At 56.9% G+C, this 14,871-nt stretch carries 10 protein-coding genes; 5 read left to right on the forward strand and 5 right to left on the reverse strand.

Going from position 1 to position 14,871, the window contains the following annotated elements; all coding sequences use genetic code 11:
* Window positions 1-517 precede the first annotated feature (517 nt).
* Entirely contained in the window at window positions 518-1,939 is a 1,422-nt protein-coding gene (gene ccoG, locus AACY07_RS22470; protein WP_219261298.1) for a cytochrome c oxidase accessory protein CcoG, read from the forward strand.
* Between the two features lie 148 nt (window positions 1,940-2,087).
* Complete coding sequence (gene mapR, locus AACY07_RS22475; protein ID WP_339477777.1) at window positions 2,088-3,497, forward strand: GntR family transcriptional regulator MpaR; 1,410 nt, start codon at window positions 2,088-2,090, stop codon at window positions 3,495-3,497.
* 113 nt (window positions 3,498-3,610) lie between these two features.
* Here mapR and AACY07_RS22480 read toward each other — a convergent pair whose 3' ends face one another.
* Complete coding sequence (locus AACY07_RS22480; RefSeq protein ID WP_339477780.1) at window positions 3,611-4,021, reverse strand: PA0061/PA0062 family lipoprotein; 411 nt, start codon at window positions 4,019-4,021, stop codon at window positions 3,611-3,613.
* A gap of 188 nt (window positions 4,022-4,209) precedes the next feature.
* Between AACY07_RS22480 and AACY07_RS22485 the strand changes: the two genes are divergently transcribed.
* The 3 genes from AACY07_RS22485 to AACY07_RS22495 are packed head-to-tail and all read left to right on the forward strand — an operon-like array spanning window position 4,210 to window position 9,986.
* Window positions 4,210-7,431 (forward strand): efflux RND transporter permease subunit, encoded by a 3,222-nt coding sequence (locus AACY07_RS22485; RefSeq protein WP_339477783.1) that lies wholly within the window; start codon window positions 4,210-4,212, stop codon window positions 7,429-7,431.
* The gene (locus AACY07_RS22490) at window positions 7,421-8,587 is read left to right on the forward strand and encodes an efflux RND transporter periplasmic adaptor subunit (protein WP_339477785.1); all 1,167 of its coding nucleotides are present in this window, start codon (window positions 7,421-7,423) and stop codon (window positions 8,585-8,587) included. The genes AACY07_RS22485 and AACY07_RS22490 overlap by 11 nt, the downstream gene beginning before the upstream one ends.
* Window positions 8,571-9,986, forward strand: coding sequence for an efflux transporter outer membrane subunit (locus tag AACY07_RS22495; RefSeq protein ID WP_339477787.1), 1,416 nt, complete (start codon window positions 8,571-8,573; stop codon window positions 9,984-9,986). Before AACY07_RS22490 ends, AACY07_RS22495 begins: the two co-directional genes overlap by 17 nt.
* Before the next feature lie 4 nt (window positions 9,987-9,990).
* Here the strand turns inward: AACY07_RS22495 and AACY07_RS22500 are convergent, their stop codons facing one another.
* From AACY07_RS22500 to AACY07_RS22515, 4 genes are read right to left on the reverse strand one after another with little or no spacing between them, the layout of a single operon-like run.
* On the reverse strand, window positions 9,991-11,241 hold the full coding sequence (locus tag AACY07_RS22500; protein WP_339477789.1) for an ATP-grasp domain-containing protein: 1,251 nt from the start codon (window positions 11,239-11,241) through the stop codon (window positions 9,991-9,993).
* Window positions 11,238-12,164: a DMT family transporter gene (locus tag AACY07_RS22505; protein WP_339477792.1), complete on the reverse strand. Its 927-nt coding sequence runs from the start codon at window positions 12,162-12,164 to the stop codon at window positions 11,238-11,240. The genes AACY07_RS22500 and AACY07_RS22505 overlap by 4 nt, the downstream gene beginning before the upstream one ends.
* Before the next feature lie 34 nt (window positions 12,165-12,198).
* Complete coding sequence (locus tag AACY07_RS22510; RefSeq protein WP_339477795.1) at window positions 12,199-12,765, reverse strand: phosphoribosyltransferase family protein; 567 nt, start codon at window positions 12,763-12,765, stop codon at window positions 12,199-12,201.
* Window positions 12,762-13,712, reverse strand: coding sequence for a cysteine synthase family protein (locus tag AACY07_RS22515; protein ID WP_339477798.1), 951 nt, complete (start codon window positions 13,710-13,712; stop codon window positions 12,762-12,764). The genes AACY07_RS22510 and AACY07_RS22515 overlap by 4 nt, the downstream gene beginning before the upstream one ends.
* Between the last annotated feature and the right edge of the window lie 1,159 nt (window positions 13,713-14,871).

Genomic DNA, 14,871 nt, shown 5'->3' on the forward strand with positions numbered 1-14,871 from the left:
CCATCCGGTAAAGGTTACGTCTGACCCAGCACGCGTTTAGCCATCGACATGAGTTGTGTCCTCTAACTCATAGACAGAGCAAAGACTAGCTGTTGTCAGACAATCTGTATCCATTCATAAATAACCCGTGACGGGCTTACGCCCGATGCACTCTTTTCGCACATTAACAGTGCAATGTGTTGCTTTAAGGTCACTGCAAGAGCCAGCCCGGGTCTAAAAAGCCTCAGGGGCATCACGGTCGTTATCAATGCAAGACACATGCTCATTTCAACCGGGACAGGGCTGGCCGCCGTGATTCGGTGATTTACTTGACCTCGATCACACTGTATTCAACAGACGTCGGTTATAGGCGCACAAAGCCAATGACAACGGGGCATTGGCCAGGGTGCAGCACATTGTCGCAGGCCGTTACAAAACACCATCTGATCCGGTTTTTATTCAAATAACTGAGTCTGTTATGCAAACAGTTCGCTGGGCATAGTGCTCATGCCTGATGGAGGCTGATGAGCGAAAGACCATGAGCGAACAAATTCCCGTCCAGATACTTGAGTCATTTGAGGCTTCTAGACCCAGAGCCACAAAAAATAAAAACAAGTCCAGCGACAACATGATCCACACCCGCAGCTTCACTGGCCTGTTTCGCACACTGCGAATAGTGGGGACAGGCTTTTTGTTTTTGCTGTTCTTTGGCACGGTCTGGCTGAACTGGGATGGCCGGCAGGCAGTCCTGTGGGATTTGTCTGAGAGCAAGTTTCATATTTTCGGCGCAACGTTCTGGCCGCAGGACTTCATCCTGCTGTCGGCATTGCTGATCATTGCCGCCTTCGGGCTGTTTGCGATCACGGTCTTTGCCGGGCGGGTGTGGTGTGGTTACACCTGTCCGCAAAGCAGCTGGACCTGGCTGTTTATGTGGTGCGAAAAGATCACCGAAGGTGACAGAAACCAGCGCATAAAACTGCAAGCAGCCCCCTGGCGCCTGAACAAGATCCTGCGGCGTACCGCCAAGCACACGCTGTGGCTGGCCATCAGCGTAATGACCGCGCTGACATTTGTCGGTTACTTCACGCCGGTCCGGCCGTTGGCCACTGAACTGCTGACCCTGGAAATCGCCGGCATCAGCCTGTTCTGGATGCTGTTTTTCACTGGTGCCACGTACATCAGCGCCGGCTGGCTGCGTGAAGCGGTGTGCATGCATATGTGCCCGTATGCCCGCTTCCAGAGCGTCATGTTCGATAAAGACACCCTGGCCATTTCCTATGACGTGGCCCGTGGCGAAAACCGTGGTCCGCGCAAACGCGGGGTTGCACCCAAGCAAGAAGGCCTGGGCGATTGCATCGACTGCTATATGTGCGTGCAGGTGTGTCCGACCGGGATTGATATCCGCGATGGCTTGCAGATGGAATGCATCGGTTGCGCAGCCTGTATCGATGCCTGCGACTCGGTCATGGAGAAAATGGGCTATGCCCCGGGCCTGGTGCGCTATACCTCCGAGCACGAACTGCAAGGCGGCAAGACCCACCTGGCGCGCCCACGCCTGATCGGCTACGCCGTGGTGCTGGTGGTGATGATCGGGGCGCTGGTGGTGGCCCTGAACCAGCGCACGATGGTGTCCCTGGATGTGATCAAGGACCGGGGCCTGTTCCGCGAGAACAGCCAGGGCCAGATCGAGAACATCTACAGCCTTAAAATCATCAACAAGACTCAGGAGCCGCAGCAGTACCGAGTGTCGTTGCAAAACAGCGAGGACTTCCAGTTGCAGGGTAAAACCGAACTGAGCCTGGCCCCGGGTGAGATCGTCGATGTGCCGGTATCTGTTGCCTTGCTGGCCGATCGCCCGAAGAGCAGTTCTCAGACCCTCGAGTTTGTGGTGACCGACACCGATCAGCCAGACGTGCGCAGCGTGGCCAAAAGCCGTTTTGTTGCACCGCTTAATCGTTAGTGTGTGAGCGGGCTTGCTCGCGATAAGATCGCTGCGCTGTCGCCGAGACACCGCGCCGCCTGTATCGCGAGCAAGCCCGCTTCACACGCCACGCCTGCTCCCACAGATTTGTGATGTTTGAAACTCACGCCGGACCGAGCCTTATCCCATGAAACGCTACGAAAAATTCGCCGACGATATTGCCGAACTGATCCGCTCAGGGGTGCTCGGCCCCGGTCAGCGCGTGCCGTCGGTGCGCTATGCCAGCCAGACCTATGGCGTCAGTCCTTCGACCGTGTTTCAAGCCTATTACCTCCTGGAGCGACGCGGCCTGATTCGGGCCAAGCCGCGCTCTGGCTACTTCGTCAACACCCATTCACCGAGTCCTTTTTGCGAGCCGGTGTTCAGCAGCCATGTCACCGAATCCACCCAGGTGGATGTCAGCGCCCTGGTGTTCTCGGTGCTGGACTCGATCAAAGACCCGCACACCGTGCCCTTCGGCTCGGCCTTCCCAAGCCCCATGCTGTTTCCGCTGCAGCGGCTTGCGCGTTCGATGGCCACCGCCAGCCGCGAGATGGACCCGCGCATGGTGGTGACCGACATGTCACCCGGCAACCCGCAACTGCGCCGGCAAATCGCCCTGCGCTACATGGTCGGCGGGTTGATGCTGCCCATGGAAGAACTGCTGATCACCAATGGTGCGCTGGAGGCCCTGAACCTGTGCCTGCAGGCCGTCACCGAGCCCGGTGATCTGGTGGCCATTGAAGCCCCGGCGTTCTATGCCTGCCTGCAAGTCCTTGAGCGGCTCAAACTCAAGGCGGTGGAGATTCCGGTGCATCCGCGTGATGGCATCGATCTCGGCGTGCTGGCACACACCCTTGAGCGCCACCCGATCAAGGCCGTGTGGTGCATGACCAGTTTCCAGAACCCGATTGGCGCGACCATGCCCGAGGCCAAGAAGCAGGTCCTGGTCGAGTTGCTGCGCAGCCATCAGGTGCCGTTGATTGAGGACGATGTGTACGCCGAACTGTATTACGGCCAGCACGCTCCCAAACCGGCCAAAGCGTTTGATACCGAAGGCCTGGTGATGCATTGCGGCTCGTTTGCCAAAAGCCTGGCGCCGGGCTACCGCATCGGCTGGGTGGCTGCGGGTCGATACGCGCAGAAAATAGAACGGCTAAAGCTCATGACCTCGCTGTGCGCCTCAATGCCCGCCCAGGCTGCCATTGCGGATTACTTGCAGCACGGCGGCTACGACCGTCATTTGCGCAAACTGCGCTATGCCCTGGAAGAACAACAGAGCGCGATGCTGGCGGCGATTGCCCGTTACTTCCCGGCCCAGACCCGTGTCAGCCAGCCTTCGGGCGGCTACTTTCTGTGGCTGGAACTGCCCGAGCAAATGGACTCGCTCAAGTTGTTCCAGATGGCCCTTGCCCAGGGCATCAGCATCGCGCCGGGGCCGATCTTCTCGGCCACCCAGCGTTTTCGCAACTGCATCCGCCTGAACTACGGCAGCCCCTGGGATGAAGCCAGCGAAAAGGCCATGGAAACCCTGGGCAAGATCGTGCGTTCGTTCTAGACAACAGCCCTTGTGGGAGCGGGCTTGCTCGCGACAGGTCCGCAAGGGCGTATCAGACAGACCTCATTGCCTGCATCGCGAGCAAGCCCGCTCCCACAAGGGTATAGAGGCACCTACCCCGGCATACAGGTGAAATCAGCCGTGTGCGCCACTTCCTTGCCCTGCCCGTCCACCAGCCGTGCGCTGACTTCAGGCCCAAGGCTCGACTCGATCAGCTCGTAACGCTCACCGGCCCTGAACCCTGTGTAATTGACCTTGCCCTGGCAATCCACCTGATTCTCATCACCCGTGGCGCCTTCGTACAACGTCACGTCCAGGCGGTGGGCGCCGGGGATGACTTCAAAATAGCGTCCATCGTTGATGTTTTTACCGTCTACGCGCTCGGCCATCAGGTCACTGTTGCCCTCTTCTTTCAGGCCGATCCAGGCTTCGCCCGGGTCTTGTTTGGGCATGGGCCCCGCGCAGGCTGACAACAACAGCACCAGGCTCAGAGATGGAATCAACAACAGCGGTTTCAGGTTCATCGCAGGTACGCCTCGAAACAATGAGTAGGCCTCAAGCTTGAAGCGCACCGTACACCGCGCCAAATGAATGAAAATGAAGGGATTTTCAGGCCATTCCTAAAGGATCCTTCACGTTGCTGAAAGCTGATCGTTAGGTGTGGGCGGTGAGACTGCCGAGGTTTGCAATTCCACTCCCCGGAGGTCCAGGCATGCTCGGGCTGGTAAAGACCGCACTGCACAAGCCCTACACGTTTATCGTGCTGGCGATTTTCATCTGCATCATCGGGCCGCTGGCGGCTGTACGCACCCCCACTGATGTGTTCCCTGACATTGGCATTCCGGTGGTCGCCGTGGTGTGGCAGTACACCGGCCTGGCACCGGCCGATATGGCAGGACGGGTGATTTACACCTACGAACGTTCGCTGAGTACCACCGTCAACGACATCGAACATATCGAGTCCCAGTCATTGCCCGGCATGGGCATCGTTAAAATCTTCTTTCAACCCGGTGTCGATATCCGTACGGCCAACGCGCAAGTGACCGCCGTGTCGCAAACCGTGCTCAAGCAAATGCCGCCGGGCATCACTCCCCCGCTGATCCTCAATTACAGCGCCTCCACGGTGCCGATCCTGCAACTGGCGTTCTCAAGCCCCACACTCTCGGAAGCCAGAATCCGCGACCTGGTGCAGAACAACATTCGCCTGCCACTCAGCGCCCTGCCCGGTCTGGCCATGCCGACGCCCATGGGCGGCAAGCAGCGTCAGATCACCCTCGACCTTGACCCCCAAGCGCTGGCGGCCAAAGGCCTGTCGGCACAGGACGTGGGCACGGCACTGGCGGCGCAAAACCAGATCATTCCCGTGGGCACGGCAAAGCTCGGCACCTATGAATACACGGTGCTGCTCAACAACAGCCCCAAGGCCATCGACGAACTCAATGACTTGCCCATCAAGACCGTCAATGGCGCGCTGATCACCATCGGCCAAGTGGCCCATGTGCGTGACGGCTCGCCGCCGCAAACCAATATCGTGCGTGTCGACGGTCATCGCGCCGTGCTGATGCCGGCGTTGAAGAACGGCACTATCTCCACCCTGTCCATCGTCGACGGCATTCGCGGGATGCTGCCGCGTATCAATGAAACCTTGCCGCCCTCCCTCAAGACCTCACTGCTGGGCGACGCCTCGGTGTTCGTCAAACAATCGGTGGGCAGCGTGGCCCAGGAAGGGATCATTGCCGCCTTGCTGACCAGCGCCATGATTTTGCTGTTTCTGGGCAGTTGGCGCTCCACCCTGATCATTGCGGTGTCGATCCCGCTGGCCGTGCTGTCGGCCATTGCCCTGCTGGCCATCAGCGGGCAAACCCTGAACGTCATGACCCTGGGCGGGCTTGCCTTGGCGGTGGGGATTCTGGTGGACGATGCAACCGTGACCATCGAAAACATCAACTGGCACCTTGAGCAAGGCAAGACGGTGCGTGATGCGATTCTCGACGGTGCCAAACAGATTGTCGGCCCGGCCTTCGTGTCGCTGCTGTGTATCTGCATCGTGTTTGTGCCGATGTTCATGTTGCAGGGCATTGCCGGATACCTGTTCCGCCCCATGGCCTTGTCGGTGATTTTCGCCATGGGCAGCTCGTTCATTCTGTCGCGTACCCTGGTACCCACCCTGGCAATGTTGCTGCTCAAGCCACATGTGCCGGAGCAAGGTGCCGGGCATCACCCGGAAGACGGCTACATCAACCATCACGAAGGCGATCTACACACCCGCCAACACTCGGCGCCCGTGCGCGCGCTGCTGAATTTCCAGCTCGGGTTCGAGCGCCGTTTTTCGGCCGTTCGTGATGCCTACTACGGGGTGTTGGAGCTGGCACTGGCCCATCGCAAACGCTTTCTGGCGGGTTTCATGGCCTGCGTGCTGGTCTCGTTTGCGCTGCTGCCGAGCCTGGGCCAGGACTTTTTCCCGGCCACCGATGCCGGAGCCCTGGCCCTGCACGTGCGCTTGCCGCTGGGGACCAGGATTGAAGAAAGCGCCGCCGACTTCGATCGCATCGAATCGCGCATACGGGAAATCATCCCCGCCGATCAACTGGACACCATCATCGACAATATCGGGATTCCGTTGAGTGGCATCGACATGGCCTACAGCAGCAGCGGCACTATCGGCCCACAGGACGGCGATATTCAAGTCGCCCTGAAGGCAGATCACAGCCCCACCGCCGAGTACGTGAAACGCTTGCGTGAAGCCCTGCCCGAGCGTTTCCCCGGCAGCCAGTTTGCGTTTATGCCTGCGGACATCAGCACCCAGATTCTCAACTTCGGCGCCCCTGCTCCTCTGGACGTGAAAATTTCCGGGCGTGATGACGCGGCCAACCGCGCCTATGCACTGGAACTGCAACGGCGCTTGCAGCATGTGCCGGGGATTGCGGACCTGCGGATTCAGCAATCGGTGGGCTACCCGTCGCTGCAAGTCAATGTGGATCGCCAGAGGGCCAATGGCCTGGGGATTACCGAGCGTGATGTGACCAACAGCATGGTGGCCTCCCTGGCGGGCAGTTCCCAGGTAGCGCCGACCTTCTGGCTCAACCCTCAGAACGGCGTGTCTTACGGCGTGGTTGCCGCCACGCCGCAATATCGCCTGGACAGCCTGCCCGCCCTTGAAGCCTTGCCGGTGACGGGCAGCAACGGCCAGTCTCAAATCCTCGGCGGGCTGGCGACCATCAGCCGGGTCGAGAGCCCGGCCGTGGTCACCCACTACAACATCCAGCCGACGCTGGACCTGTACGCCAACATTCAGGGCCGCGATCTGGGCGCGGTGGCGGCCGATGTGCAAAAGGTGATCGATGGCGCGTCCGACCTGCGGCCCAAAGGCGCAATTGTCAGCCTGCACGGGCAGATCGACGCCCTGCATGAAGCCTTCAGTGGCCTGAGCCTGGGCTTGCTGGGGGCGGTGGTGCTGATCTACCTGCTGATCGTGGTCAACTTCCAGTCGTGGGTCGATCCGTTCGTGATCATCACCGCCCTGCCCGCCGCCCTGGCCGGGATTGTGTGGATGCTCTTTCTCAGTGGCACCTCGTTATCGGTGCCCGCCTTGACCGGGGCCATCTTGTGCATGGGTGTGGCCACGGCCAACTCGATTCTGGTGGTGAGCTTTTGCCGTGAACGCCTGGCCGAACATGGCGACGCCCTCAAGGCGGCGCTCGAAGCGGGTTACACGCGCTTCAGACCGGTGTGCATGACCGCACTGGCGATGATGATCGGCATGCTCCCGCTGGCCTTGTCAGAAGAACAGAACGCCCCCCTTGGACGCGCCGTTATTGGCGGTCTGATGCTGGCCACCGTTGCCACCCTGCTGTTCGTGCCCGTGGTGTTCAGCCTGGTGCATGGCCGTGAAAAAAATAGCCCTGCTGCTGGAGAAACGCCCCATGTCGTCTGATCAAAAACCCTCGCGCAAGCGCTTGATGTACCTGGGCATCGGTGGCCTGACGCTGGCTGCCCTGCTGGTCGCCAATGGCCTGGCAGCACGTAGCCGCCATGAACACGCGGTGAGCCAATGGACCGAAGCGGCGGCCCTGCCGATTGTCAGCGTGTTTCAGCCCATGCATAACGCCCACGGCGATACCCTGCGCCTGCCCGCGCACCTGGAAGCCTGGAGCAAGGCGCCCATTCATGCGCGGGTCAACGGCTACCTGAAAAGCTGGCAAACCGATATCGGCAGCAAGGTCAAAGAGGGTCAGATACTGGCCGTTATCGACAGCCCCGATCTTGATCAGCAACTGGCGCAAACCCGCGCTCATATGGTGCAGGAACAAGCCAATGCCAGGCTCGCGGCCACCACTGACACACGCTGGCAAAACCTGCTGGCCAGTCATTCGGTGTCGCGCCAGGAGGCCGACGAAAAACACTCCAACGCCGCCGCGGCCCACGCCAATGCCCAAGCCGCAGAAGCCGATTACGCACGCCTTTCAACGCTGGAAGCCTACAAGACCATACGCGCGCCCTTCGCCGGAACCATCACCGCGCGTCACACCGACATTGGCCAGTTGATCAAGGCCGATACCGACAGCGACACCGAGCTGTTTGACATCGCCGACACCCACCAACTGCGCCTCTATGTGCCGGTGCCACAGAACTACGCCAGCGTGATCCGCCCCGGCATGCAGGTGCAACTCAGCGTGCCGGAGCATCCGGGGCACATGTTCAGCGCCCGCCTGATCGGCAACTCGACCTCGATTGACCCGCGCTCGGGCACCCTGATGGCGCAGTTTGTGGCGCAAAACCCCGGCGACGCCCTGATGCCCGGGGACTACGCCGAAGCCACCCTGGCTATCCCGCCGGACACTCACGGCGTCAGCATTCCGGCCAGTGCGCTGATCTTTCGCGCCCAGGGTACCCAGGTCGCCGTGATCGACAGCGCGCAGCATGTGCATTTGCAGAACATCCATATCGGCCTCGACCTTGGGGAGCGGCTGGTGATCGATCAGGGCCTTGAAGCAGGCGATACCGTCATAGACAACCCCCCCGATGCTTTGCGCGAAGGCGACAGGGTCAAACTGGCCGCAACAGGAGCCGACCATGCAACCAAGGCTTAAGCGCGCGGCCCTGCTGCTGGCCCTGGCGTTGCAGGGCTGCTCCCTGGCGCCCACCTACAACACCCCGACGCTGGACGTGCCCGCGCACTACCGCGAGCAAAGCAGTGACGGCCCGTGGCACAGCGCCCAACCTGCCGACCAGCTGTCACCGCAGTGGTGGCGGGTGTATCAGGATGAGCGCCTGAACAGCCTGCAACAGCAGTTGCTCAAGGCCAACCCTGACCTGGCAGCGGCGCTGGCCCACTTTGATGCAGCGCAGGCTTATGCCAGCCAGTTACACGCCGGACTCTTCCCGCAAATAACAGCCAGCGGGCAACCGCTGCGCCAACGTCAATCGGACAACCGCCCCTTGCGCGGCACGACTCAACCGTCGGTCTATAACAGCAACACCGCAGGATTCGCGTTGAATTTCGACCTCGACCTGTGGGGGAAAATCCGCAATCAGGTGGTTGCGGGCGATGCCCAGGCACAAGCCTCGGCGGATGATCTGGCTGTCGCCCGTTTAAGCCTGCAGCGTCAGCTGACCAGCCTGTATGTTCAACTTGACGGACTGGACGCCCAGCGACGCATCCTGTCCAGCTCACTGGATGATTACAGCCAGGCCCTGCAACTGACCCGTACCCGATATCAGGGGCAAATAGCCTCCGAGCTGGACCTTACCCGCGCCCAGAGCCAACTGGCCGAAGCCGAGGCCCAACTGGACGACATCCGTGCCCAGCGCAACCTGACCGAACACGCTATTGGTGAACTGATGGGCGAACCCGCCAGCAACTTCCAGCTGGCGGCCAGAGAGCAGATGCTGAACCTGCCTGATCAGCCGCGAACTCTTCCAAGTGCCCTGCTGCAACGCCGCCCTGATATTGCCGCGGCGGAGCGCCGGGTGTTTGCCGCCAATGCGGCGATCGGCGTGGCAAAAGCGGCCTGGTATCCGGACTTCAGTTTGACCGGCCTGCTGGGCGGGCAAACCCAGGGCAGCGGCAATTTGCTGGCTGCCAGTAACCGTTTCTGGGCCTTGGGGCCGCTGATCAGCCTGCCTGTTTTTGACGGTGGCAGACTCGAGGGCCAGGAGCGCCAGGCCAGGGCCGAATTTGAAGAAGCATCGGCCCACTACCGGGGGCAAGTGCTGCACGCGGTACGCGAAGTCGAAGACAACCTTGCCCAACTGCGCGACTTGCAACAGGAAAGCCTCGACGAGCAAGCCGCAGCAAATGCCGCCGAACACACCCAGGTGATTGCCACCAACAGCTATGAGGCCGGGGCGGTGAGTTATCTGGATGTGGTGACGGCACAAACGGCAGCGCTACAAGCCCAGCGCCAGGTGCAGTCGCTTCGCACCCGGCAGTTGCAGGCCAGCGTGGGATTGTTGACAGCGTTGGGGGGTGGTTGGAACGATCATTAACCCGTTATGAGCTCTGCAAATAAATCCCGGCCTGCTCCATTTCGCGAATACAGGCGTAATCCACCTCGATCTGGTTGAGGTCGGGATGAACCAGATACACAGTACCCGGCTGGCTGAACACATCCTTTGTACTCGCAATGTGCTGTCCATTAACGACGTAGAAAACCACCTCGTAAAACGACGCCAGTCCGGACAACTTTTCCATAAATGCTTCGTTGGTAAACAGGCCTTCTGAACGATTGATCAGGCTGACATTGTAGGTGTGCTTGAACCGTACATAGTCAGAGCCACACATCAGTAGCCGTTCAAATTCAAGGGGACGGGTGATCGACAGCGCGAACGCATTGATCTGCCCCATGCGGGTGGTTTGTGCACTGACTCCAGTTCTGAGGATCCCGTCTGTACGGGCGGCAATTTCAACCAGTTTCGGTCCTTCTGAGGTGTACATGACTTCAGCATGACTGGGCCCATTGAGGATACCGAGGCTCGTCACTACCTTGCGGGTGTAGGCCACGAGTTGTGCATAGGGCGCTACCGTGGCGTCGAGCAGTTGGTCGATGTCATACACAATGCTGCCGGTGTCCAGCACCCGTTTGGTGTACTTCACCACCTCAGTGATTAACTGACGCCCGCCTTGGGACACCATATTGATCACATACTCGGTGCCCGCCAGGTACTCCTGAAACAATACTTGGCTGTTCTCGATATTGAGCTTGTTGCGCGTGCCCAGCAGTTGGGTGAATGCACGTTCGCAAGTGGCGAGGTCATGGCAAATAAAAACCCCGTCCGCCCCTGCGCTCTCAAGGGGCTTGATCACGACCGGGAACGTGCCCCGAGCCTGAACCCAGTCTCTTCCCGCATTCCATGTATCAACCGCACACTGGGCTGGAGCGGGCAAACCAGCATCGGTAATGCACTGGATCATCTGAAACTTGTTTCTGCGCGCCAGGCTCCTGGAAAAGTCATTGGTGTATTCAAGCGCCAACTGCTCATTCAACTGGTCGGCCAGCAGCACCCCGCTTTCAGCCCCCGCGACGATGTAATCGGGGGCAAAATTCTTTATCTCCAACAGTGTGGAGCCATTGTCCGCGTGAGTCATGAACGCGTGGTAAATACCAAACTCAAAACCTGCATAGTAATAATCATCAATGGTAGAACTGGACGCCATATGGAATAACAGACAGCCCTGCGCATGGAGTTCTCTGGCCAGCAATTTACCCGAAGAAAAACCGTCAACCACAACGACCCTGATCATTTTGGACCTCGATTGTTTGCCTGTCGATTGAACAGCGTCAGCGAAGCCAAGAGCGTCACGATAATCCCAACCGCTGCAATGCTAGGCATCGAGAATGAAACGCGCGCATCCATAAATTGAAGCAGCAGGGTAAAAACCGGCAACGTCAGCAACACAAACGCCACATTGATTGCGCTGAGATGAAAGATGGTTTTTTGAATCAGATAGATGGGCAAAAGGTGACCGACAACGACCAGCACCAACATAGGCAACACCCACTCTACGGTGAGGCTGTACGACACATCACTAAATGCAACAAACAGACTGCAGACCACAACTATCAACACGTTCCTGACCGCCAGAATTTCGTAAATCTGCCAATGGCGCTTAAATAATTTCTTGGACACAATCGTATAAAGCACCGTGCCCAATGCACACAATACGACACTGATAATACCGATAACTCTTTGCTCGACTGACATGGATGAAATACCACTTTCCCCGAGAAATGAGTTGAAAAGCATGATAGCGACCGACAACAACACAAGGATGGCGACAATTATTTCTGCACTACGAGCCCTGCCCATGCCTTTTATAAATGAAGAAACAATCAAGGTTAATGCCGGCCCACACGCCACAGATGCAACCCCGACGACTGCTGGCTCCAGAAAGCGCAATGCATAAAACAGGCCTCCCCAATTCAACAACACCGAGATGTTTGCCACTACGATTAATAGCCAATACTGTTGACACTTGATTAATAACGAGTACCTGCCCCGCCACAGGCTATACCCAAGAAACACCAGCATGGATGAGGTAAAGCAATATAAAATCACCACCAGGGTATCGAGCGTTTGCGTCACAAAGGCTACGTACACATCAAATGCAGCACTGATAAAACAGAATAACAACCCGAGCAACACACCTGTTTTTATTGGATGCATAACCAACACCACTATGGTTACTGGTTAACCGACATCAACCTAACACCGTGACACGATTTTCCATCAGTGTGATTTTCATCAGTGTTTTAACTGTAATACCGGTTTTATCGAGCACATGACGACATCCCATACTTTGAACCTTTTCCACCGCACACACTACGTCAACAACTTCAGCACCACTTTTCCTTACAGCATTTACCAGTGAAATGACGGCACCCCCCGTACTTAGCGTATCATCAACAATAGCTACCTTATCGCCAGGCTCAATACCATTGAGATAGAGTTTTCCTTCATAATATTCGGAGCGAATATCCACACAGACACCATTCACTTCGTCAAGGCTGTATGAGTACCATCGTGCCATTGCCAAGGGAATACCCGTCAAAATGGATATCGCCGTTGCCAGCGGTGCACCTTTATCCTCTTCCGTTACGATTTTATCGACATTCAGATCCATCAGCCTTATCACAGCATGAGCAACGTCCAAAAGTACCTTTGGACGCAAGGCAGGCAATTGATCCGTGAATTCATTTACCGTTATCAAAACACCCTTCGCATTCACAACTTTAGCGCTTTCGTATACTTCTTTAAGGAGCATCATATTATCTCCACGTACTCAGGATACACTCCACCCCAACGACTTTTGTACTTCCAGGCATTATCAAAAAAAACAGTGACTATATTTTTATCCTGATTTAATTGCGCTAAATGCTCGCACACTATCAGATTGGCTCCACAGGTGGGACCAATATCAAACTCATCTTCGGCCATAAACGCTTTCATCCTATCCCAAGCAGCATCGCCTGCAACTACCACTACATCATCTATCAATTCAGTCACTGTATTGATTGACAACGCCCCTGCACCCAACCCCATTAAATTATGAGGACGGTGCTCGAACTCCAACCCTCGCCTAGCGGAATATAACGGTGCAGAACTCTCTACCTCGATGCCGACAGTCTTGATCATTGGATATTCCCGCTTCAACACCTCAGCAATACCACAAAACGTCCCACCCGTGCCGATCGCACAAATAAAATAATCGGGCGTCAGAGAGCATCTATTCAGGTCAGTGATAATTTCTTCACCACAGCCATGCCAGGCAAACTTGTTTAGCAACGTACTGGATTGATCTAGAAAGAACATATGCCCGTCAGAATGATGCTGGACATACTCCCGAGCAGCATTGGCAGCTCCGATTAAAAAAGCTTCTTTCGGTGTTTCAACAAAGCTTGCGCCATAAGCATGTATTTGATCCTTACGCTCCTGAGTCATCCCTTCAGGCATGAATATTTTAACCTTATAACCTTTCTCTCTTCCAATCCAGGCAAGTGCGGCACCACCGTTCCCAGTGGAGCAATCAACAAGGGTCATACCTTTATGAATAAATCCTTCGCGCTCCAACACCGTGACAATATTTAAGTACGTCCTGTCCTTATGACTACCTGAGGGATTCATATGTTCACACTTGGCAAACAATCGACCTCCGTTCAAGGCAAGCTTCGTTAGCTCCACCAGCGGTGTATTACCGATACTGGCCAAATTCATTTCAACCTCCGAGCACCTAGCAGAAGATCGATATAGATCATTCACACCACAACCAATCATTACAATCAGCGCACCAAAACCTATCCCAACATAAAAATTAATACAATCATAAATATTTAGAAACGCCCTACATCAGACTACACACCTAGCCTTAAGACACACTTAAATCACTGTTCAGACGAAAAATCCAGTCAAGAACATTTGGTTTAATTTTAAACACAGGAAACAAACCGTAAAACTTATTCATCAGCAATCAAAGCATCAATAGAGTGCTGGATATAAATCGCCTCCTATCACTGAGTCGTCTCTAACAGAAACTGCCCATCACCCCCAAACAGTTGCCCTCAACCGGGTGGTTGGGATCAGTCAGCACCAAACCTGTAATCGCTACCGCAGGGCCTTCGCTTTTGGTCAAGGAGAAGGGTTGCTGCGCAACCCGTCGCAGCCTCGCTACGCTCCTCAGCGACTACACAAGATGGCGCAGTAGATGCGCACCAAACAGGTCGGCCGGTCGGCCGCCTCGGCGGGATTTTGATCTGTCCGCCCCTCGGGAGACCGAGAGCAGGTGCTGCGTAGTGGGTCGACCGGCATGGATGCCGGGAGAGCCGTGTTGGGCCAAGGATGGCCCGTCACGGCGGGCCCACGGAGCGGGACCGGAACGAGGGAACCTGAGCGCAGCGAGGGCCGTACGCCAGGGCAAGGCCTTTTTGGTTCCTTTTGTGGCTGTTTGACAAAAGGGACTCGCCGTAAGGGCGAAACCATCATTTCAGTTAACCGCGAATGCCGGATATGTACCCCGTGTGCCAGTTGTTTTGCGATGCCCCACACCTATGCCGAGGGCATATCCATTCGATGTGTCACGACTTTCTACGGAGTTCGCCCTTACGGCGAAGCACTTGTTCCAGACGCGAAAATGCATCCAAAGAGGCTTGCCCCTCGAAGATTGCGCACCGAGGCGGCCGACCGGCCTGGTGGGTGCTACTCGCTATCCGTAGCAGCTGACGAGTAGAACGAGGCTGCGTCCGGCGTGATGCGGCACCCCGACGTAGCCGTTGTAAAATCAACTTCACGGCTTATCAGGCATACCGTGTGTACCGGTTTTGCGACCGCTTCGCGATCGAACGTAGCCTCGTTCTACTCGTCAACTGCTACGACGCGC

The organism is Pseudomonas sp. RL_5y_Pfl2_69 (genome assembly GCF_963970465.1).
Taxonomy (GTDB): Bacteria; Pseudomonadota; Gammaproteobacteria; order Pseudomonadales; family Pseudomonadaceae; genus Aquipseudomonas.